At 41.0% G+C, this 20,853-nt stretch carries 22 protein-coding genes; 1 reads left to right on the top strand and 21 read right to left on the bottom strand.

Translation table 11 applies throughout. From position 1 onward, the window contains the following. Positions 1-20 precede the first annotated feature (20 nt). The 10 genes from dinG to V5M37_RS20530 all read right to left on the bottom strand — a co-directional run bounded on the left by dinG (position 21) and on the right by V5M37_RS20530 (position 10,471). Positions 21-2,819 (bottom strand): ATP-dependent DNA helicase DinG, encoded by a 2,799-nt coding sequence (gene dinG, locus V5M37_RS20485; RefSeq protein WP_423798935.1) that lies wholly within the window; start codon positions 2,817-2,819, stop codon positions 21-23. A 136-nt stretch (positions 2,820-2,955) separates the two neighbouring features. Continuing rightward, positions 2,956-3,339, bottom strand: a complete 384-nt coding sequence (gene panD, locus V5M37_RS20490) for an aspartate 1-decarboxylase (RefSeq protein WP_423798936.1) — start codon at positions 3,337-3,339, stop codon at positions 2,956-2,958. 29 nt (positions 3,340-3,368) lie between these two features. After that, positions 3,369-4,217 carry a pantoate--beta-alanine ligase gene (panC, locus tag V5M37_RS20495; RefSeq protein ID WP_423798937.1) on the bottom strand — a complete coding sequence of 283 codons (849 nt, stop codon included), beginning with the start codon at positions 4,215-4,217 and terminating at the stop codon, positions 3,369-3,371. After that, positions 4,214-5,050 carry a 3-methyl-2-oxobutanoate hydroxymethyltransferase gene (gene panB / locus V5M37_RS20500; protein WP_423798938.1) on the bottom strand — a complete coding sequence of 279 codons (837 nt, stop codon included), beginning with the start codon at positions 5,048-5,050 and terminating at the stop codon, positions 4,214-4,216. The genes panC and panB overlap by 4 nt, the downstream gene beginning before the upstream one ends. A 249-nt stretch (positions 5,051-5,299) precedes the next feature. After that, a complete protein-coding gene (locus V5M37_RS20505) occupies positions 5,300-6,277 on the bottom strand; it encodes a biotin--[acetyl-CoA-carboxylase] ligase (protein ID WP_423798939.1) in 978 nt (325 codons plus the stop codon). Next, positions 6,247-7,461, bottom strand: coding sequence for a CCA tRNA nucleotidyltransferase (locus V5M37_RS20510; RefSeq protein ID WP_423798940.1), 1,215 nt, complete (start codon positions 7,459-7,461; stop codon positions 6,247-6,249). Before V5M37_RS20510 ends, V5M37_RS20505 begins: the two co-directional genes overlap by 31 nt. Positions 7,462-7,473: 12 nt before the next feature. Next, the gene (bshA, locus tag V5M37_RS20515; protein ID WP_423798941.1) at positions 7,474-8,601 is read right to left on the bottom strand and encodes an N-acetyl-alpha-D-glucosaminyl L-malate synthase BshA; all 1,128 of its coding nucleotides are present in this window, start codon (positions 8,599-8,601) and stop codon (positions 7,474-7,476) included. A 3-nt stretch (positions 8,602-8,604) separates the two neighbouring features. Continuing rightward, positions 8,605-9,312, bottom strand: a complete 708-nt coding sequence (gene bshB1 / locus V5M37_RS20520; protein ID WP_423798942.1) for a bacillithiol biosynthesis deacetylase BshB1 — start codon at positions 9,310-9,312, stop codon at positions 8,605-8,607. A 23-nt stretch (positions 9,313-9,335) separates the two neighbouring features. Next, positions 9,336-10,139 (bottom strand): 4-hydroxy-tetrahydrodipicolinate reductase, encoded by an 804-nt coding sequence (gene dapB, locus V5M37_RS20525; protein WP_423798943.1) that lies wholly within the window; start codon positions 10,137-10,139, stop codon positions 9,336-9,338. A 5-nt stretch (positions 10,140-10,144) separates the two neighbouring features. Next, positions 10,145-10,471 carry a nucleotide pyrophosphohydrolase gene (locus V5M37_RS20530; RefSeq protein ID WP_423802656.1) on the bottom strand — a complete coding sequence of 109 codons (327 nt, stop codon included), beginning with the start codon at positions 10,469-10,471 and terminating at the stop codon, positions 10,145-10,147. 217 nt (positions 10,472-10,688) lie between these two features. Here V5M37_RS20530 and V5M37_RS20535 point away from each other — a divergent pair, with 217 nt between their 5' ends. Next, positions 10,689-11,561: a YitT family protein gene (locus tag V5M37_RS20535; RefSeq protein WP_213145043.1), complete on the top strand. Its 873-nt coding sequence runs from the start codon at positions 10,689-10,691 to the stop codon at positions 11,559-11,561. A gap of 34 nt (positions 11,562-11,595) precedes the next feature. Here V5M37_RS20535 and V5M37_RS20540 read toward each other — a convergent pair whose 3' ends face one another. The 11 genes from V5M37_RS20540 to aroA all read right to left on the bottom strand — a co-directional run bounded on the left by V5M37_RS20540 (position 11,596) and on the right by aroA (position 20,845). Then, the gene (locus tag V5M37_RS20540) at positions 11,596-12,273 is read right to left on the bottom strand and encodes a zinc metallopeptidase (protein WP_423798944.1); all 678 of its coding nucleotides are present in this window, start codon (positions 12,271-12,273) and stop codon (positions 11,596-11,598) included. 61 nt (positions 12,274-12,334) lie between these two features. After that, positions 12,335-13,129, bottom strand: coding sequence for a sporulation protein YpjB (ypjB, locus tag V5M37_RS20545; RefSeq protein WP_241114049.1), 795 nt, complete (start codon positions 13,127-13,129; stop codon positions 12,335-12,337). 78 nt (positions 13,130-13,207) lie between these two features. Next, positions 13,208-13,801, bottom strand: a complete 594-nt coding sequence (locus V5M37_RS20550; protein ID WP_213145041.1) for a DUF1405 domain-containing protein — start codon at positions 13,799-13,801, stop codon at positions 13,208-13,210. 88 nt (positions 13,802-13,889) lie between these two features. After that, positions 13,890-14,666, bottom strand: coding sequence for a c-type cytochrome (locus V5M37_RS20555; RefSeq protein WP_423798945.1), 777 nt, complete (start codon positions 14,664-14,666; stop codon positions 13,890-13,892). 62 nt (positions 14,667-14,728) lie between these two features. Next, positions 14,729-15,403, bottom strand: coding sequence for a menaquinol-cytochrome c reductase cytochrome b subunit (gene qcrB / locus V5M37_RS20560; RefSeq protein WP_213120374.1), 675 nt, complete (start codon positions 15,401-15,403; stop codon positions 14,729-14,731). A 3-nt stretch (positions 15,404-15,406) separates the two neighbouring features. Further along, complete coding sequence (locus V5M37_RS20565) at positions 15,407-15,910, bottom strand: ubiquinol-cytochrome c reductase iron-sulfur subunit (protein ID WP_213145039.1); 504 nt, start codon at positions 15,908-15,910, stop codon at positions 15,407-15,409. Positions 15,911-16,050: 140 nt separating this feature from the next. After that, positions 16,051-16,515, bottom strand: coding sequence for a YpiF family protein (locus V5M37_RS20570; protein WP_423798946.1), 465 nt, complete (start codon positions 16,513-16,515; stop codon positions 16,051-16,053). Positions 16,516-16,653: 138 nt separating this feature from the next. Further along, a complete protein-coding gene (locus V5M37_RS20575; RefSeq protein WP_213145037.1) occupies positions 16,654-17,220 on the bottom strand; it encodes a ReoY family proteolytic degradation factor in 567 nt (188 codons plus the stop codon). A 42-nt stretch (positions 17,221-17,262) separates the two neighbouring features. Then, positions 17,263-18,528, bottom strand: a complete 1,266-nt coding sequence (locus V5M37_RS20580; RefSeq protein WP_423798947.1) for a tetratricopeptide repeat protein — start codon at positions 18,526-18,528, stop codon at positions 17,263-17,265. A gap of 23 nt (positions 18,529-18,551) precedes the next feature. Further along, positions 18,552-19,451 carry a hypothetical protein gene (locus V5M37_RS20585; protein ID WP_213145035.1) on the bottom strand — a complete coding sequence of 300 codons (900 nt, stop codon included), beginning with the start codon at positions 19,449-19,451 and terminating at the stop codon, positions 18,552-18,554. Positions 19,452-19,555: 104 nt separating this feature from the next. Then, entirely contained in the window at positions 19,556-20,845 is a 1,290-nt protein-coding gene (gene aroA, locus V5M37_RS20590) for a 3-phosphoshikimate 1-carboxyvinyltransferase (RefSeq protein ID WP_423798948.1), read from the bottom strand. Between the last annotated feature and the right edge of the window lie 8 nt (positions 20,846-20,853).

Below are 20,853 nucleotides of genomic sequence, written 5' to 3' on the forward strand. Positions count from 1 at the left end.
TGTATTTCTTCCAAATTTTATCATAACCAGGATTGAATAATTTTGACTATTTCTTTGGCCGATTCTTTTTTTATCGTGACTGGCGGAATGGAATTTAAGAAGGCCTTTCCATATTTCGTTGTGATTATCCGCTTGTCAAAAACAATCACAATCCCCCTATCTGTTTCAGTTCGGATTAACCGGCCAAAGCCTTGTTTAAACCGAAGGACCGCTTCAGGCAGAGAATATTCAAAAAAGGCATTGCCGCCACTTTCCTCAATTATTTGGCATTTCGCCATTGTTAACGGCTCATCCGGTGAGCTGAAGGGAAGCCGTACTAAACACAGGCATGATAAATCCTCCCCTGGGATATCCACACCCTCCCAAAAACTGCTCGTTCCTAACAGAATGGCCTTTTCATAGCGCTGGAAATTTCTCGTCAACCTTGTTCTGCTCCCGCTCGTAATCCCTTGGGCAATTAATACATAGTCATCGAGAAAGCCGCTTTCCTTTATCAATTCGTACGTTTTCTTTAGCATGTCGTACGCAGTAAAAAGAAGCAGCATCCTTCCTTTCGTCGCCTCAGCAATCGTGATGATGTGCTCGGTTATAGCAATCACAAATTCATCCAAGGAAACCGAATTGATTTCGGGCAAATCATCAGGAATTATCAGCTGTACCTGTTCCTTGTAATTAAAAGGAGAGGGGATGATTACCTTTTCCGGATTACTGGAATCAAGGCCGATTTCCTTGAGATAATAGTCAAAGGTATTATTAACAGTTAACGTTGCAGAAGTAATGACTGCTGCCTTTTTACTAGCAAAAAAATATTTTTCTAAAGCAGCCGCTACACTGGCCGGCTGTGCGATAAAGGTGGTTATATTCTGCGGTGCACGTACATCGATTTCAATCCATTTAACATCATTGGTGTCTCTTAAAAAGCTGTTTATTACCCTGCCCCTTAATTCCTCTAATTCCATAAGAAACACATGGACTTCCTCGATTTTCCCCTCCTGCTTTCTGGTTAACCCATCCTTTTGGGAAATAATCCATTCTACCCTTTTACTAATTGCGGCATGCAAATCCTTTATTAAAAATGATAGCCTTTCCGCACTATGCACTAAAGCCATTCTTTCTTTAGAACTATCAGCTTTACTAAAAGGGATTTTTGTGCGGTAATATCCATTTTTGTTATTAATCCTCTTTTTAGCAAATAGAGCAATTAACTTAAAAAATTCATCCATTTCATACGAAAAGTCTATCATCATCTGATTAAGCTCAAATGTATGGATAATCGGTTCCTTCGTGAAAGGATAAATAGCAAGAATCTTTTCTAGTTCATAAAAAAGTTGTTCTTGTTCGTATAAACCAAATTGACCGGCCAGCATTCTTGCAGATAGGTAATCCAAGGAGGTACCAAAGAATTGAACTGCCGCTTTTTCCAAATGATGTCCTTCGTCAATAACAACAAAATCATATTCAGGCAATACAGCGCCATTCCCTTTAATATCACTTAATAATAAGGAATGATTGGTAATAACAATATCCGAGACTTTAGCCTCTTTTTTTGCTCGCAAATAAAAATCCCGTTCTTGCCAATCAGGATGTTTTGAAAAAGCGGTTTGCTCATTTTTAATTTTATTCCAAAAAAGGAATCCGCCGCTGGAAAGATTCAGTTCATCCTTATCACCAGTTTCTGTCTCGGTTAACCAAACAAGAATCTGCATCTTTGTTAAGGTGGTATCATAGTTATCGTTTTCATCAAGCAGCGACTGATGAAATTTTTCCAAACAGATATAATGGCTCCTGCCTTTTAAGAGCACAGCCTTTACCGGAAAAAGAATCATTTTTTCCAGAAGTGGCATTTCTTTTCTTAATATTTGCTCCTGCAGCTGAGTGGTATGTGTACTGACGATAATCGGCCGATTCCGCTGTTTAGCAAAGAAGACAGCAGGCAGCAAATACCCTAACGATTTTCCTACTCCCGTTCCTGCTTCAATTAACGTATGACGCTCGGATACGAAGGCTTTGTAGACCACATCCATCATCTTAAATTGCCCTGTCCGGTTCTCAAAGGATTTAAGGCCGCTTTTCATCAGCCTTAATTTCTCTTCTTCAGCTTGAGGATAATGATAAGCCTGGAATTCTGACGATGTTCCCGGCTGAGGCAGCACTTTTTTTATGGCGAGGTCTCTAAACGCCTCAAAATCCTCATTATGTACAGACTTTTCATCCATGTTGTCAATCATTTCTTCAAGCAGTTGCTCAAGGTCGCTTTTTAATCCGCCGGATAACGGAAAAAGCCGCTTAAGCGTAATAAAGGGCAGCTGTTGTAAACGCCGGACCAACAGCAGGAAAATTTCCGCGGTCACTTCCGCATCACTGTCGGCTTGGTGAGGCCGATCGTGCTTGAGGTTTAGCATTTCAGCCAAATCAGTAAGTTTATATCCGTCCGCTGTCGGATATAAAATCCGCGACATTTCCACAGTATCCAAGACAGACCCGTAAAACCCTTCAAATCCGGCTTGGATTAATTCCTCTTGAAGAAAGGATAAATCAAATAAAACATTATGGGCTACAAAATAAGCCCCGTCCAGCAAGGAAAAAACCTTCGCAGCAATCTCTGAAAAAACAGGGGCATTCTTCACCATTTCATCATTGATTCCAGTTAACTCTTCTATAAATATCGGAATGGATTTTTGGGGATTGATCAGTGACGAAAATTTCTCCGTTATTTGTCCATCTTCAATTACAACAGCGGCAAATTGAATAATTTTGTCGCCCTTCTTCGGAAGATTTCCGGTAGTTTCTAAATCGATTACAACAAATTTATTAGACATATACATACACCCCAAAGCTTCATTCCTTAAACGGTAACATAAAAAAATAAAAAATGAAAACAATTATATATTCGCTATTCATTATAATAAAGTCCCCGTCAAAAGAAAAACCCCCTATTGAAAGGGGGATATAATCTTACATAATTGTATGTGCCGGTTCGGCATGAATAAGTTCTTTTATCCGGTTAAGTTCGTCCATAATCGCTATTTTTGGTTTATGGTAAGGGACTTTGTCTTCTGCCACAAGTGCATAGGAGATGATGATCACAATATCTCCAGGCTGTACGAGACGGGCGGCTGCCCCATTTAAGCAGACAACACCAGACCCTCTTTCACCCGGGATGATATAGGTTTCAAGACGAGCTCCGTTATTGTTATTGACAATTTGCACCTTTTCGTTCGGCACCATGCCAACTGCGTCTAATAAATCTTCATCTATTGTAATACTGCCAACATAGTTTAAATTCGCTTCTGTGACTGTTGCACGATGGATTTTTCCGTTCATCATGTGGCGAAACATAAAATGTGGTTCCTCCTCTATTCAAGTGTCTACTCTATATCCAGAATGAGATTATCAATTAAACGAACCTTTGTAAATTTTACAGCAAGCGCTATGATTATCCTACCCTCTAATTTTTCCAGTGGTTTTAACTGAGGATAGGAATAAATCTCCGCATAGTCGACTACCCCAGACGAATTGCTCATAATCATTTCGTTCATTAAAATGATTAAACTGTTAGGGTTCCGTTCGCCTTGGTCAATTGCCTTTTTTGCTTCCTGCAGGCTTTTATACAAAACAACTGCCTGCTTTCTTTCTTCGGGCAGCAAATTGACATTACGAGAGCTTTTGGCCAGCCCGTCTTCTTCGCGGACAATATCCACCGCCACTACTTCTAGTGGAAAATTGAGGTCGGAAACTAATCCTTCAATGACCGCCACCTGCTGCGCATCTTTTTTGCCAAAATAAGCCCTTGTCGGCATGACAATATGGAAAAGTTTAGAAACAACTGTAGCGACGCCATCAAAATGACCAGGGCGCGATTTCCCGCATAACACATCGGTCCGAGCCTGGACAATGACTTTCACCGATGGTTCAGTTGGATACATTTCCTTGACTGTTGGGTGGAAAATGTAGTCGACATGTTCAGATTCGGCCAGTGCCCGGTCCCGCTCAAAATCGCGGGGATAAGTGGAAAAGTCCTCTGTTGGTCCAAATTGCAATGGGTTGACAAAGATACTTAAGACCACAATATCATTTTCCTGTCGGGCCTGCTTTATAAGAGTGAGATGCCCTTCGTGAAGATATCCCATCGTTGGGACAAAGCCAATCGATTTACCCTCACTTTTTTGTTGTTTGATTTCCGTTTGCATCTCTTTTATGGTTGTAATAACCTTCATTCTTTACCTCCGTATAAAACGAGCAATTGCTCTTCCTTCATGGTGTAGCTGTGCTTATCTTCAGGGAACTGTTTGTTTTTCACATCCTCGGCATATGCTTGAATCGATTCAATCATAAATGGACTTACAGAATGGTACTGTTTGACGAATTTCGGAACCCGTTCAACACCGTAGCCAAGAATATCATGATAGACAAGCACCTGGCCATCGACATCAATTCCTGCACCGATACCAATTACCGGAATAGACAAGGCTTTTGTTACTTGCTCCGCCAACTGCTTAGGCACACATTCCAAGACCAGAGCGAATGCTCCCGCTTCTTCACATTTTTTAGCATCTTCGATTAGCTTTTTTGCCGCATCTGCATCTTTGCCTTGAACCTTGTATCCGCCTAATACACCGACTGACTGCGGTGTTAAGCCAAGATGGGCGCACACTGGAATTCCCGCTCTCGTCAGGGCAGCAATATGCTCTATGACTTCATCCGCCCCTTCAAGCTTAACCGCATGTGCTCCAGTTTCCTGAATCAATCTGCCTGCATTCACTAATGTATCCCTGACCGATAAATGGTAGGTTAAAAATGGCATGTCCACAACAATGAATGTTTCTTTAGCCCCGCGCTTGACAGCTTTTGCATGGTGGATCATGTCATTCAATGTGACAGGGATAGTAGAATCATAACCAAGAACCACCATTCCGAGAGAGTCACCGACGAGAATCATATCTACGCCACCCTGTTCCGCCTGCTTTGCCGAAGGATAATCATAAGCCGTTAACATTACAATTTTTTCATTCTTTTCTTTCATCTTCAGAAAATCTGTCGTTTGCTTCATCCTTATTCCCTCCTTAAATTAGGGGAGAGGTGATAAAACAAATAAGAAGCTAAATAAAAAAATCCTTCTGAAGGCAGAAGGATTTTCGTTACTTTACTTCTTGTTCCATCCCTCTGTCCCGGTCCGTTTGACGGATCTAGGCAGATACCTTTTAGTTTTATAGACTTCCAAGGTGCAGTTCCTTCAGGATACTGCCCATAAAAAATTATAGCAAATATTATCCATTCCGTACAGAATGAAATGTTAGGACTATAGTTCTATATCAGCGGAATAAACATGGTGAATCACACCGGATGCATCTTCAATCTTTAAAACGCCTTCATCGGTAATCCCAAGGGCTTTTCCTTCAATGACACCTGTCAAGGTTCTAGCTTTGATCATTTTCCCAATACTTATGGCATAGCCTTCCCATAGCAGTTTAATTGGGTAAAAACCTTTTTCGAGGAAGAGCAAATATAATTTTTCAAAATGGGTAAAAATACTTCTTATGATGCTGGCCCGTGAAAGTGCATCTCCTTTTTCAATTAACAAAGAGCTTGCAATATTTTGCAATTCAGGTGGGAAATCATCCTTTGTCTGATTGACGTTCAAGCCCATCCCAATGATGATGGAATGAATCTGATCAGCCTCCGCCTGCATTTCAGTCAGAATGCCGGTTATTTTTTTCCCATTCAGCAAAATATCATTTGGCCATTTTATTTCCGGATTAAGGCTTGTCACTTCTTCGATTGCCTGGACAATAGCCACTGCTGTTAAAAGCGTTAACTGTGGCGCCTTTGTCAATGGAATATTAGGACGGAGGATAAGGCTCATCCAAATCCCTGTATATTTTGGTGAATGCCACGGGCGATTCATTCTTCCCCTGCCGGAAATTTGTTCCTCTGCTATTACAACTGTTCCCTCTGGCACATTTTCAGAAGATAATCTGTGGGCAATCTTTTGGGTTGATTCCACGGTTTCTTCGTAATGGATGTTTTTCCCAATAAACTCTGTAGTCAAGCCAAGTCTAATTTCATCGGCAGTAATTTTTTCAGGTGTTTTGATAATTCGATAGCCTTTTTTCCTGACCGCCTCAAGTTCAAAGCCTTCTTTTCTTAATTCCTCGATATGCTTCCAGACTGCCGTTCGCGAGCAGCCAATTAATTCAGCAAGAAATTGGCCGGATAAATAGGATTCACCAGCGTTGGTAAAGGAATCTAGCAATTTTTTTCTGATTTCTGACTGCACGCCTTCAGCCACTCCTTTATCTTTTCTTTTTCGTTTACAACTTCATCTTGCAAAACTGCATGTTCTATTCTAGTAAGCAGTTCTTTCAGCCATGGGCCACCTGCCTGTTCCCGCCAAGCCATTATGTCGCTTCCGGTCACAGCCAGTTCAGATCGCTGCTTGATAGGCAGATGGTCGTAAGTGTTTAACCAATACTTTACAGAGTCAAAATCATTTATGCCTTTTAAAACAAGATAAAGCTTTTCTGCAGATTGAATTGTCTCGCTGCCAGCTGTATACAAATCGTAACGGGACCAATCTTTTATAAGTCTTTGTTTGGCATATAACAAGATGTCCTGAATTTCTTTCATTTCCTTTACAGGAAGTCGCCAATTCCGAAGAAAAGCCTCGCTATCTTGTTGATTAAGTTCTAAACAATAAAGGAGCAATGCCCACATTTCTTTCTTATTTAACGAATCACATAGATAAGAAAGTAATTTTTCAATTTTCAATTCCTGCTTCTTGAGCCCAGGTAAATATTCAAAAACCTGCGTTTCAAGCAAAATCCTGAAAGCTTTTTTTCGATTGCCGCCAGAGAGCAGCTTTTCAAACTCGGCTCTCTTCCTCTCAACAGCAATTTTATCGAGCAGGTGCGCATCCTTTTTTAAAGCTAGTAATGTTTCACCTGCAATATGAAAAGAGAGCTGGCTGACAAAGCGTACCGCTCTCATCATTCTTAGGGCGTCTTCGCGAAATCGTTCCTCCGGGCTTCCTACCGTTCGAATAACCCTTTCCTTAATGGCTGTTTGGCCGTCAAAAGGGTCAATAATGCTGCCATTTGCATCCATTGCGATAGCATTCATGGTAAAATCCCTGCGCATCAGATCTTCGTTAAGATTGCGAATAAAGGAAACCTCCTTAGGCCTCCGAAAATCCTGATATTCTCCTTCTGTCCGAAAGGTGGTAATTTCATAAGAATTGTTTTTTAACAGGACAAGAACCGTTCCATGTTGAATACCGATATCAACAGTTTTAGGAAAAATGGCTTTCACTTCATCAGGTGTGGCTGACGTCGCAATGTCGACATCGCTAATTTTATTTCCAAGTAAATAATCCCTAACCGATCCGCCCACAAAATAGGCTTCATATCCGGCGGACTCAAGCCTTTTGATGACTGGAACAGCCGATAAAAAGGGTTCTTTCATATTTATCTCACCTTATTTCAGCAGCTTAAAATAAAGCATTTCGTATTGCTCGACAATTTGCTCTGCTTTAAATTTTGTTTTGACTGTTACTTCTGACTGCTGTGAAAATTGCTGATGAAGAGCTCCATCATTCAATATACGAATTGCTTTATCAGAAATATCCCCAATATCACCGACGTTACAAGTATAGCCCGTTTTGCCGTCCTCAATAACCTCTGGGATGCCTCCTACATTGGTTCCAATTACCGGCACTCCGCAGGCCATTGCCTCTAGGGCAACAAGACCGAAGCTTTCCTTTTCCGATAATAGGAGCATCAAGTCACTGATGGAATATAATTCTTCGAGGTTTTCTTGTTTCCCTAGGAAAATGACTTGATCCTCTAATCCAAGCTGTCTGACTAGCTTGCAAACGATGGTCATTTCGGGTCCATCCCCGACTAGCAACAACTTCGCCGGCATCACAGCGGAAATATTGGCAAATGTTTTAACCACATCCTGGACGCGCTTGACGCCGCGGAAATTGGATACATGGATAATGACCTTTTCATCTTCCCTTATCCCAAATTCAGCTCTTAAATGGTTGGAATCTGTTTTTTGATAAACTCGGTCATCAATAAAGTTATATACTGTTTCAATTTGCTTGTCAGGATTGATGACCTCATATGTCTGCTGGACTAATGCACTTGAAACAGCCGTCACCGCATCTGACTTTTCAATGCCAAATTTTATTGCATCTGTGAGGGACGGATCATACCCAAGCACGGTGATGTCAGTACCGTGCAGGGTGGTGACTATTTTTATATCCCTTCCTGCCATTTGCTTAGCCAAAATAGCGCACACCGCATGCGGGATAGCATAATGGACATGTAGCAGGTCCAGTTTCTCTCGATTGGCCACTTCTGCCATCTTACTGGCGAGAGCGATATCATAGGGTGGAAATTGAAAAACCGAATATTGGTTTACTTCTACCTGATGATAATAGATGTTATGATAGATTTTGTTCAGCCGAAATGGGATGCTTGAAGTTATGAAGTGAATCTCATGCCCCTTCTCCGCCAGGAGTTTTCCCAATTCTGTCGCGACAACCCCGGAACCTCCGACAGTCGGATAACAGGTAATGCCAATTTTTAATTTTCTCATACGTTAATCTCCCAGCAAATCACGGTTCAATAGAATAGGAACCATTGTTTTAAAGCCTTCCGCATATGTAACATTGACCAGCTTCCCAAACATTCTTTCTCTTGCCTCGACGGTTTCAATATAACCATTGACAAGAGGTGTGTCGTAGCTTGTATCTGTCCGGTCGAACTGGCTTTTATAGGATTGTAATGCCGCTATCTTTTTCTCCATGGACATGGAAATGTCGACAGTAAAGTCCGGCTTGTGAAAGCCATTTATCATATAAAAATACAATCTATTTACCCGATGGGGCTCGCTAGATTCTGTTTCATATTTTTTTATTCCCGCCGAAAAAACCGCCTCTTCGACGAGCCGGGCACAATTCCCATGATCCGGATGACGATCTTCAAAAAAAGGAGCAAACACGAGTTTCGGCTTATGTTGACGAATGATATCCGCTATCTTTCGTATGTATTCATCCTTTAAATATAACCCTCTATCAGGAAACCCAAGTGAGGTCCGGTACGAGACCCCTAAAACATCTGCAGCCTTAGCCGCTTCCGCTTTCCTCAGTGCCACATTTCCGTTAGAGGAAAGATCCGCATCCGTTAAATCACATATTCCAACCCGATACCCTTCTGCTGTTAATTTTGCAATTGTGCCTGCCATGCCGATTTCGACGTCATCGGCATGGGCCCCAAATGCAAGAATATCAAGTGATTTACCTTGCATGTCCTTCACCAACTTCGATTATTTTAGTCCAAAATATTTTCCAGCCCGTACACAAAGCTGTTATGTTTCATAACCGTTTCAACAGCGACCTTTACACCGGACATAAATGATTCACGGTTATAGGAATCATGGCGGATGGTTAACGTTTGTCCGTCTGAACCGAATAATACCTGCTGATGGGCAATCAGCCCAGGCAAGCGGACAGAATGGATATGCATCCCGTCAAATTCAGCACCTCGTGCTCCTGTTATAGTTTCTTTTTCATCTGCATGACCTTGTTTTTTCGCTTCCCTAACAGCCGAAATCATTTCAGCCGTTTTAACTGCTGTACCGGACGGGGCATCTAGCTTTTTATCATGATGCAATTCAATAATTTCAACATCACGAAAATATTTTGCCGCAAGCTGCGAAAATTTCATCATTAGTACCGCTCCTATTGCAAAATTTGGAGCGATAATACAGCCTAGTTCCTTTTCCTTGCAAAGGCGCTCTAATTCTTCCAGATTATCTTTTGAAAAACCAGTCGTACCTACCACAGGTCGTACATTATAGCTAAGTGCTGTTTTGGCGTGCAGCATGCCAAACTCTGGCGTTGTTAAGTCGATTAGTACATCTGCCTGAACATTTTGTAGACACTTTTCAATATCGGTATAAATGGGAACGTTATGTATCGATTGAAAACCCTCAATGTCGCTAAGCATCATTCCATCATATTTATGGTCAAGGACAGCCACAAGGTTAAAGTGTTCAGTTCTTGCCGCAAGCTTTACTGCTTCACTGCCCATTCGCCCTCTAGGACCTGCGATCATTATATTAATCTGCTCCATTTTTCTCACTCCATATTTTCCTGATCTATTCTTGTCCAACGATCCTTATCCCGTGTATTAAACTTGTTCATCACATAATCATGGGCTTTTTCCAAATCAATGTTTAAGGAATTGGCAAGACAAATTAACACAAACAAAAGGTCGCCAAGCTCCTCATCAACAGCTTTCTCGCTTTCTGTTGATTTCTTCGGTTTCTCACCGTAATAATGGTTGATTTCCCGTGCCAGTTCACCTAGCTCCTCTGTCATTCTTGCGAGCATTGCCAAAGGACTAAAATATCCTTCCTTAAATTGACTTATATATGCATCAACTTCTTCTTGAAGTTCTTTCATTGTCTTCCCATTAGCCAAACCTTATCACTCCAAACGATGCTGTTATTTGTCAGGCAGGCATGCTCCTGCTCACTATTTTATGTTAGCTAAATTATGGCTGATTTACAAATGTTTTCACCGGAATGATTGGAATTCGCTGGCCAGATTGCCCAACAATAGATTATTCGATATAATTAAATCCGCCTTAGGAAGAAAAATATGGATGAGGAGGAAGGATATGATATTTAGCCTTAAGATAAAAAATATACTTTTTATCCTGCTTGGAGCAGCGATATTTTCATTTGGACTAGTTCATTTTAATATGCAGAACAAACTGGCGGAAGGCGGGTTTACGGGAATCACACTTTTGTTATTTTTCCTTTGGAAATGGGATCCGTCGTATACCAACCTGATTTTAAATATCCCGCTATTTTTTATAGGATGGAAAATGCTTGGTCGTAATGCCTTTTTTTACACACTAATTGGGACAGTCAGTGTGTCCGTCTTTCTATGGATTATTCAACGCAACGCGATTGACATGCCATTAAATCACGATTTAACGCTTGCTGCCCTGTTTGCTGGAGTTTTTGCCGGTATCGGATTAGGGATCATCTTCAGGTATGGCGGCACAACTGGTGGGGTTGATATTATTGCCCGGCTCGTCCAAAAATACTTTGGCTGGAACATGGGCAAAACGATGTTTCTGTTTGATGCCTGTGTCATCACTCTCTCCTTAATCACCTATTTGAATTACAAACAGGCGATGTATACCTTGGTTGCCGTTTTTGTTGGGGCCAGGGTAATTGACTTTATTCAAGAAGGTGCCTACTCAGCAAGAGGGGCGATGATTATTTCCGAGAAAAACGAAGAAATTGCCGCTAAAATTATGGAGGAGATGGAACGCGGTGTTACAGCTCTGAAAGGTTTCGGTTCCTATACAAAAAATGAACGGGACGTCCTATATTGTGTAGTCGCTAAGAATGAAATTATGCGTTTGAAAAATCTGATTACTTCAGTCGATCCGTATGCATTTATCTCCATTTCTATCGTCCATGATGTCCACGGGGAAGGCTTTACGCTGGATGAAAATAAAATGCCGATAACAGACTAAAAGGCTGACTCGGGAACGAGTCAGCCTTTTCTGATTAATCTTCACTTCGATTCATCCCAGTAAAAATTAATACTAATCTAAGTAATTCCAGAACGGCAACTGCTGCCGCTGCTACATAGGTAAGGGCTGCCGCGTTTAAAACCTTGCGGGCCTCCCTTTCCTCACCGCTGCCGACCAATCTAAGTGAGGCAATTTGGTTCATTGCCCGGCTTGAGGCGTTAAATTCAACAGGAAGAGTTACAATTTGAAAAAGTACAGCCGCTGCCATACAAATAATTCCTAACAGCAGCATTCCTGACAGATGGGCAAATATGCCGATCATGATAAGAATCCACGAGGCATTTGAACCAAGGTTTGCAACCGGAACTAAGGCATGGCGAAACCGCAAAAATGCATATCCTTGAGCATCCTGAATGGCATGTCCGCATTCGTGAGCCGCAACTGCTGCCGATGCAATGGAATGTCCGTGGTAATTTTCTGGTGACAAACGAACGGTTTTGCTTCTTGGGTCATAATGATCGCTTAAAAATCCACGGCCTTCTTCTACGGCAACATTATATAAACCGTTGGCATTCAATATTTCCCTCGCCACTTCTGCACCTCTACGATATGTTGAGGTAGAAACTCTAGAATATTTTGTAAATGTACTTTTTACTTTCCACTGTGCCCATAAAGGAATCAGAATGATGAAAGCAAAATATAGCAAATACATGTTGAAACCTCCTAAGAGAGCTCTATGATGATTTACATTTTAGTAAAAGGGATTAAAGGCGTCAATCTTTATGCTCTCTGGACCGGTCTTTTCTAACATCCTTTTCCCCTTGGTACTTCCTCCAGCCGACATAAGATAATGTCGCAATGATAATACTCCCTGTTGAAATGATCACCCACCAAAGGGAAGGATCGGCCTCATCATCCTCTATATTGGCAAATAAATTCTGCAGGTCTGTATCAAGCTTATCTAGCTCTACCCGGCCTTGTGAATCAGTTAAAACTTGAGAGCGATATTCATCAATAAATTTGATACGTGCATCTAATCTTTGTATATTTTCCACAGGAACATCAATTTTCATACTTGGGTAAATGACGTTATAGAGAGATAAAAACGTATTAAAACTTGCATGAAAGTTCGCAGAATTACCGTTAACAGCCGCTTCCCTGGCTTGATGAAACGCTGTCATGATTGGACCTTCCATCTCCGTCCATAGGGGCTGATGACTTGTGGCAATCGCATCCATAACCAGCCTGAATTTCGTCAACTTATTAATACGTTCCTCATGTTTCATATCTGGACTTACTGCCGCTTCCATTGCTTCGTCATGGGAAGTGTTAATGATTCGAACCTCATCCATTGTTAATGGCTGTCCGGTGACTGTCACACCTTTAAACTGATCAGAAAAATAATCAAGCAACTTCCTGGCGTCATCATATCTATGAAACTTGACCATTTGAAGAGCTTCATCGGAAATGTCATCAAGCCGCTCCATTGGGGATTGTCCTTCCGCATATACTGATATCGGCATTAGTAAACATATAATTGCTAATAACAGGAACTTCTTTATATTCACTAACCTTGTCCCCCTTTTCGTTACTAATAAAATGTATGAAAGGGTGGACAAGGTTAGACCATAATTTACAGTATTGAATTATTTAATTTCAAGTTTAAAACTTTTTTGGCGGATACAGAGGTAATAGGCAATTCCAATGGAAAGAATAGACAGCCAAAACGTAAAGTAGCCGATTTGCGGGATATAGCGGTCAAGCATTTGATAGCTTGGCAGCATAAAGAAAACATAATCGATGATATCGTTATGCAGTGTCCAAATTGCAGTCACTACTAAATGCCATAGTTTGAGACGATAAAACGGTGCGAATAACAGTCCTTGGACTGCCATGGCAAAATGAGAGAAAATCAACATAAAACCGACTGGATCCAATTCCCCTTGAACAACAAAAACAAGGATATTCATCACGACAGCCCAAATTCCATATTTAAAAAGTGTGACAATCGCCAGTGCTTCCATCAGCGGCCAATTTTTTCTCAATAAAAAGGCAATAAGAACAAAGACAAAAAAGAGACTTGCAGTGGGACTGTCCGGTACAAAAATTAAAAATATAGCTGGGGTATTCTCCAACTGCCATCCATACCAATAATACCCATAGATTGTTCCTACTATATTGACAATTAATAACAATTTAAGAATCGACCGATTGGCCAAAAGAGGGTAAATCCAGCGCACAACGACTCCCCTTCCATTATTCGTTTTTAGTTTGTTACAGAATATACAAAAAAGCTGACGTAATCCCGTCAGCTTTTATAGTGCAGCATTATTTTGCGCCAAGACCCGCGATAAATTCAGATAGCTTTTTCAGCTGTTCGTCATTACCTTTAAAGATACCTGGAGGCATTTTGCCGCCTTTACCTTCTTTTGCAATCTTAGCAATTTCTTCAGGTTTTAAACCTGTACCGATCAAGGTTGGTGCACCGGCACCGCCTTGAAGATTTTCACCGTGACATGTTATACACGTGTTATCTTTAGCGATTTGATATCCTTCTGAAGACTTATCAATATCGACTTTTTCAACGATTTTCCCTTGACGTTCAGCAGCTTTCCAGTCATGTGTAGCTACAGATTGCCAAGTTAAAAACACAGTTGCAGCCAATGCCAATAACATAGCTCCTGTTGCAATTGGACGCTTACTTGCACGGCGTTCCGGTCCATTATCAAGGAATGGAGCCAATAATAATCCTCCAAAAGCAAGTCCTGGGATAATCATTGCACCAATAACCGTATATGGCCCGGATGCATAAGTATACTTTAACAATTGGTACAAGAATAAGAAATACCAGTCTGGTAATGGAATATAACCTGTATCCGTCGGGTCCGCAATCCTTTCAAGCGGAGCCGGATGAGCAACGGTTAAACATAAAAAGCCAACAAGGAAAACTGCACCTATCATCCATTCTTTCAAAAGGAAGTTAGGCCAGAACGCTTCAGTTTTGCCAGGGTATTCTGAATAATCTTTAGGAAGTTTCGGTTTTCGTGATTCAGGTGCAACTACACGTGAATCACCGACAAACTTCATACCTTTACCGCGATGCATTGAGCAATCCCCTCCTTTTTCATCGTAATATGATAACTTTCTAGTTTAGATTAGAATTTGAATCATAGCGGTCCAGAAATACCTTGTCTGCGAATCATGACAAAGTGTGCTGCCATTAAACCAAATAATACTCCAGGCAGGAAGAATACATGAATCGCAAAGAAACGGGTTAATGTCTGCGCACCGACAATAGTTTCATGTCCGGATAACAGAATTTTAACATAGGAACCGATAAACGGTGTCGCTTCAGCAATTTGCAAACCTACCTTTGTTGCAAACAATGCCTTCATATCCCAAGGTAAAAGGTAGCCTGTAAAACCTAAGCCAAGCATGACGAAGAAAATCAGTACTCCGACAATCCAATTTAATTCACGAGGTTTTTTATAGGCTCCTTGGAAAAAGACCCGAAGCGTATGTAAAAACATCATTACTAATACTAAGCTTGCTCCCCAGTGGTGCATTCCACGGACAATTTGTCCGAACGCTACTTGGTTTTGCAGATAAAAAACAGATTCCCATGCGTTTTTGATGTCCGGCACATAATACATCGTTAAAAACATACCGGAAAGAATTTGAATTACAGTAACGAAGAATGTCAGACCGCCAAAGCAATAGACAAACGCAGAAAAATGATGGGCAGGGTTAACATGCTCTGGCACTTCATGGTCTGCGATATCGCGCCACATAGGCGTAATATCTAAACGTTCATCTACCCAATCGTAAATTTTGTTTAACAATGATTACGCCTCCTTCCGTGGTTTTGCTTTTCCTAAGTATAGGAAACCGTCTTTTTCCTTGTATGGATATACATCTAGCGGGTGAAGTGGTGGTGTACCAGGAATGTTGGTTCCATCCTTCGTATAACGGCCGTAATGGCACGGACAGAAGAATTGTTCCGGATGTTCCTTGTCAGAATTCCAGTTAACGGTACAGCCCAAATGTTTACATACTGGCGACAGTGCAATAATCTTATCTCCGTCCTTGTAAACCCACGCAGATTCGGTTACTTCTGACTCATACCAAGCATCTTTCTGCTTGAATGTGAAGTCGACACGAACCGGTTCGTCAGTAAGTTCTGACACTTTTTTCGGCGTTGCGATGAAATCACCGCCAGCTTCGGCTTTTAACACTGGGTCAACTGCAAATCTTACCATTGGCATTAACATGCCGGCAGCCATGAAACCGCCTACACCTGTTAATGTGTAGCTTAAGAATTGACGTCTAGAAACGCGCTCTTTACTCATGATTATCCCCCCTCTATTCACGAAGTAAGTCCAGCGGACATTAATTAAACACATATAAAACTAGGACATAACAATGATATATCAACTTCTGAGTAAGGTCAATATCAATACTGTTTTAAAATAAGGTTTATGCATAGTTTTTACGCTTTTTGATGCCACTTTTGTGTAAAAAGTGTTAAAAGCTGCTTTACTTGGCTGTCCATCATTTTTAATTTTTGCGAATCATTCATCTGTTCGAGAGGTATCGAGGGAACCCAGATTACAGCACCATCAAGTTCGTTTTCACGTGTTCTCCATTCGATATCCGAGGTAATATAAAATACATGTTTAAATTCAGCCTCTAATATGTTCACCTCCCAATTCTTTAATTCGCCTAAAACTTTTTCGCTTGAATCATTTTTTAAATATGTAAATGGCGGGAATAGCAAAATTCTTCCTGTAAATTGCCTTTCGAGATGAGTAGTCAACAGGCCAATAAATTCGGCAGCTTCTGCTGATTCTTTCATCTCCCCGCCAATGGCTACCGAATATAACGGTACAACAGCGGTATCGACGTACTCCTTCGCATTTAAGTAGGTCTCAACCTCTTGGGATATCCATTTCATCTATGTTACACCAACCTTTATTCATCTACCCCTATATTATCATTATTTCCTAAAACTTTAAAAGAAAATAAAACTTCTAAAAAAATTTGTTTAAAATAACATAAAAAGCTGCAGCTAGATTAAAAAAAAGAAGTCTGCTTAGCGCAGGCTTCCTTTTGGTTCGGTTGCTTTTAATTTATTTAGTTGTTTGGTTAATCGTTCAAAAGCGGGGCGGTCTTGTTTATCTAGGGCCTCATCTATTAATTGGAGGAGTTTTTCCCGCTGAAAGCGTTCGATACTGTTTTGCAAAAATTGCTCTGCTACGATTCCATCCTTCTCATTTACCTGGAGGTGTTTCGGAACGTATGGATTCTCCTCCAAAACAGCTGCATACTGGTGTGCTTGATTAGAAGCATGAAAATTTAATTGAATATAAATGTCCTCATCGCGATTCAAGCGAATATCATGGAAGGACTTTTCGGCATCTGTGGTCATCACATTTTCTTTATAAAAGCGGAATGGCACTTTATCCACACAATGAGTCGACATGATCAGGCCGCGCGGACAATATTGGGCCTGCTCCACAAAATGAACTTTTTCCATAAGCTGATCGTGACTCATTAAATAATTTAGAATCCATACACATTCTCTTCTTTTTAATTGATAATGATTTAAAAACCAGCGTATAAAATCCTTCTTCTCGTTGACAGAAACAGGGGTTGCCATAGTCGTATTCCCTCCTCTGCATATTCATCTTTTTTGTTTTATTTATTCTTCAAATTCGCCAAGACGTTCAAGCACATCCAGATACTCGCTGTTGGTTGGATCAAATGCGAGCAGTTGTTTAAAAATTTCGGCGGCAGGGGTGGTTTTTCCTTCTTCCATTAGAAAATATCCATAATCCTGTAAAAAAGTTTCGTTATTCTTAAAAAAAGTATATGCACTTTCATATTTGTCTAATGCTTTTGAATATGACTCCAACTTTTGATAAGCAAGGGCTGAGTCCCATAAAAGCTGAGGCTCTTCGTCGTCGGTCAATCCAAGATCTGATAGAAGAAGTAAAACATCCTCAAAGCGCTCTTCCTGTAAAAATAGCTTATTCAACACCATTACAGCCCGAGTGAATCCAGGGTCCAACACAAGTGCTTCTCGCAAATATTGTTCAGCTTCGGGAAGTTTCCCTAGCTTGGCGGCAATTTGACCACCATAGAAAAATAAATCTTTATTAAACTCGTCAATTTTAATGCCCTCTTGAACAATCCGGAGGCTATTTTCAAGCTCTTCCTCCCGCTCATAAGCCTTTCCAAGAAGTAAGTAAAGCGAGTGATATTCCGGATCTAGTTCTTTTAATTCGATAAACTTTTCAATAGCTGTCCGGTTGTATCCTGCCTGCAGGGCTGTGAAAGCGTAACCAAAAAGTGTGTTTATTTCTAATTTCTCTTCAAGCGCTTTGTCGTAATAAACTAATGCTTCTTCAAAAACGCCGGATGCACTTAACAGGTCTGCCATTCGGGCATAAATGTTAACACTGGCAACTTCAGTTGTCTCTTTAAGAACCTTTTCATAGGCATTTAATGCTGCTGTTACTTCCCCTTGTTCACTGTAAAGCTCGCCTAGTGCAAAATCAATGATGATTTCATTGGGTAAGATTTCCTTTGCTTTTAAGAGTTTGTTTTCACAAACTTCATATAATCCTTGCAGCTGATAAAGGTCAGCCATGAGCAGCAAGCTTTGCGCATAATGAACATCAAGTTCGGAGATTCTTTCCAAAACAAGAATGGCTTCTTCCTCTTCACCTGCTTCAATCAGAATTTCACCAAGAAGAATCAGCAGTTCTCCTTCTTCAGGATAGCTGTTTAACAAATTCTCTACCAAGGCCCTTGCTTCATCGAGAAAGCCATATTGGAATAACTCTTCACCAAGAAGAAATTTCTCCTCTGGCATGCCGCTTTGTAGTACAACATTATATTCATTTAAGGCCTCTTTATGTTGGCCGTTTTCTAACATCGTAATAATTTTCTTGATTCGCTCCATTGACAAATACCTCTCCCGTTTACTTACAAGGAAAAAAACGATGGTGTTCGCACCTTTACATATTCTCCATATCCTGGTTTAAATAATACCTCTTTCCCAGAACGGACGATTTTTCCCTTGTGTACTGTGATTGCTAGTCTATCACCATAATAATGAAATAAAGCAGCTTCATCAACATTGATGATTTCCCTGGACTTTTCATATAGATTATAGCTTAGTTCTGTCCCGTTCATCAGGCTGCCTTTATGCGGAAATAAACCAATCTTATTTAAAACAGTTGCTGAGAGCGGTATGTTTTCTTCTAATTCCTCTAATAGGGCCGGTATTTTTTCCTTTTCCATTATAGTTAACCATTTCGACAGAACGGCCTTTGCTTCCTTCTTTTCTGTTGAAGAAAAAATTGGAATTAACGGACAATTGTAGGGAAATAACGCTTCTCTAATCCATCCCCATGGTACGGACGCTAATTCATCAGGGTTATCCAAATCAACAAAAATGGCAGGCACTTTTTCTTTTTTACATTTGCGGATCATTGAAGGGGTAATCAATCGCATTGGTATTTTTACTCCGATTAGATAATCAATTGGGCTGCTGCTGAGGGCAACTTTCAGTTCATTGATTTTATCGGGTATTTCCTCTGCAAAGGAAGCCTGTACATAAGTGAATAAGGTAGTGGAGCCTTTGGTAAGAAAGTAATCAATCATCCATTTTTTCATGTCTTGAAACGAGTTTTTCAGTGGAATGTTTGAATTCAACAGGACAAATGAAGGGGTCATGATGTATGGCTCTAGGTCCATTTTAATATGACGGTAGTACTTAAAATTTGATTGGATGGAAGCAATCCGGTTGTCTTGTATGAATAACGAGCACGTTTTCAGCTCTTTCCTTTTTAGGATATTGGCATTTTCAATGATATACGCCATCCTCTCACCCTTTTCATCTGTTTAAGACAAGCTATGCAGATTTTTGAAAAAGTATGATAGGACATGAGGCTTAAAAAGGAAAAACTGCCCCGGAAGGCAGCTTTTTAGTGAATTAGACTTTCTAAATGTGTAAAGAAATTAGGGTAGGAAACCGCGATTGCTTCTGGGTTATCCAAGGTGACCTCACCTTCACAAAGGAGAGAAGCGATAGCAAGCATCATACCGATTCGATGGTCCCCGTGACTGGACACTACTCCGCCATGAAGTTTGGTTCTGCCGTGAATAATCATCCCATCCTCTGTTGCTTCGATGTCCGCACCTAGTTTCTTCAGTTCATGAACAACTGTGTCAATCCGGTTAGTTTCCTTTACCTTTAACTCCTCTGCATCCTTTATGATCGTTTGACCTTCGGCCTGCGTGGCAAGAAGAGCAATGACGGGAATTTCGTCGATTAATTTAGGAATTAACTCGCCCTCGATTACCGTACCGTTCAAGCTTGATGTTCTGATCACAAGATCACCCGCCGGCTCGAAAGAATCATCCTCGGTCTGGATAATCTCTAGTTCAGCGCCCATGTTTTTCAGAACCTCAATGATCCCTGTCCGGGTCGGATTTAAACCTACGTTTTTCAGAACGATTTCACTATTTGGCACAACAGCGCCGGCAACTAGGAAAAACGCCGCGGAAGATATGTCTCCTGGCACATTTACACTTGCTGCAGACAGCCTTTGTCCCCCTTCTACCCTAATGGTTTGACCTTCTTTAAAAATCTTTCCGCCAAACTTGCGAATCATTCTCTCGGTATGATCACGAGTATCGGCCGGTTCTAAAATCGTCGTTTCGCCTTCGGCCTGAAGACCGGCGAGAATCAGTGCTGATTTTACCTGTGCACTTGCAACTGGAAGTTCGTAATGAATAGCATTTAATTTGCCACCTCTTATGGAGATGGGAGTAAATGCTCCATTTTTCCGACCGTCGACGGCCGTACCCATTTTCGATAATGGACCTGTTACTCTAGTCATAGGTCTTTTCGCTATCGACTCATCACCCACAAGTGTTGAGAAAAATGGTCTGCCTGCTAATATTCCCATTAGTAATCGTATGGTTGTGCCGGAATTGCCCACATCTAAAACTCCGTCAGGCTCGGTTAAGCCTTCAAAACCTTGGCCTAGAATGCGGAGTTCTCCGCCATTTTCTTCAATGGTTACTCCGAGTTTACGAAAACAGGAAATGGTGCTTAGGCAATCATCACCTGGTAAGAAATTCGTGACCCGCGTTTCTCCGTGGGCAATCGAACCAAACATGACAGAACGATGGGAGATTGATTTATCCCCTGGAATCGTTAATTCACCGGTTAAACTTTTTTTATTTGTTGCTAGCTTTAATGAAGTCATGTCATCAC

Origin of the sequence: Neobacillus sp. SAB-20_R2A, from assembly GCF_049568635.1 — a bacterium.
In the GTDB taxonomy this organism is placed as follows: domain Bacteria; phylum Bacillota; class Bacilli; order Bacillales; family Cytobacillaceae; genus Neobacillus; species Neobacillus citreus.

What these genes read in the sequence shown, in the direction of transcription:
- bshA (WP_423798941.1), bottom strand. Translation starts at nt 8,601, where the DNA reads ATGAGAAAATTAAAAATTGGCATTACCTGTTATCCGACTGTCGGAGGT.
- V5M37_RS20570 (WP_423798946.1), bottom strand. Translation starts at nt 16,515, where the DNA reads ATGAAATGGATATCCCAAGAGGTTGAGACCTACTTAAATGCGAAGGAG.
- panD (WP_423798936.1), bottom strand. Translation starts at nt 3,339, where the DNA reads ATGTTTCGCCACATGATGAACGGAAAAATCCATCGTGCAACAGTCACA.
- V5M37_RS20530 (WP_423802656.1), bottom strand. Translation starts at nt 10,471, where the DNA reads ATGAAAGAACTTCAAGAAGAAGTTGATGCATATATAAGTCAATTTAAG.
- V5M37_RS20565 (WP_213145039.1), bottom strand. Translation starts at nt 15,910, where the DNA reads ATGAGTAAAGAGCGCGTTTCTAGACGTCAATTCTTAAGCTACACATTA.
- V5M37_RS20575 (WP_213145037.1), bottom strand. Translation starts at nt 17,220, where the DNA reads ATGGCAACCCCTGTTTCTGTCAACGAGAAGAAGGATTTTATACGCTGG.
- panB (WP_423798938.1), bottom strand. Translation starts at nt 5,050, where the DNA reads ATGAAGCAAACGACAGATTTTCTGAAGATGAAAGAAAAGAATGAAAAA.
- dapB (WP_423798943.1), bottom strand. Translation starts at nt 10,139, where the DNA reads ATGGAGCAGATTAATATAATGATCGCAGGTCCTAGAGGGCGAATGGGC.
- V5M37_RS20535 (WP_213145043.1), top strand. Translation starts at nt 10,689, where the DNA reads ATGATATTTAGCCTTAAGATAAAAAATATACTTTTTATCCTGCTTGGA.
- panC (WP_423798937.1), bottom strand. Translation starts at nt 4,217, where the DNA reads ATGAAGGTTATTACAACCATAAAAGAGATGCAAACGGAAATCAAACAA.
- V5M37_RS20555 (WP_423798945.1), bottom strand. Translation starts at nt 14,666, where the DNA reads ATGCATCGCGGTAAAGGTATGAAGTTTGTCGGTGATTCACGTGTAGTT.
- V5M37_RS20580 (WP_423798947.1), bottom strand. Translation starts at nt 18,528, where the DNA reads ATGGAGCGAATCAAGAAAATTATTACGATGTTAGAAAACGGCCAACAT.
- V5M37_RS20510 (WP_423798940.1), bottom strand. Translation starts at nt 7,461, where the DNA reads ATGAAAGAACCCTTTTTATCGGCTGTTCCAGTCATCAAAAGGCTTGAG.
- dinG (WP_423798935.1), bottom strand. Translation starts at nt 2,819, where the DNA reads ATGTCTAATAAATTTGTTGTAATCGATTTAGAAACTACCGGAAATCTT.
- V5M37_RS20540 (WP_423798944.1), bottom strand. Translation starts at nt 12,273, where the DNA reads ATGTATTTGCTATATTTTGCTTTCATCATTCTGATTCCTTTATGGGCA.
- bshB1 (WP_423798942.1), bottom strand. Translation starts at nt 9,312, where the DNA reads ATGCAAGGTAAATCACTTGATATTCTTGCATTTGGGGCCCATGCCGAT.
- aroA (WP_423798948.1), bottom strand. Translation starts at nt 20,845, where the DNA reads ATGACTTCATTAAAGCTAGCAACAAATAAAAAAAGTTTAACCGGTGAA.
- V5M37_RS20585 (WP_213145035.1), bottom strand. Translation starts at nt 19,451, where the DNA reads ATGGCGTATATCATTGAAAATGCCAATATCCTAAAAAGGAAAGAGCTG.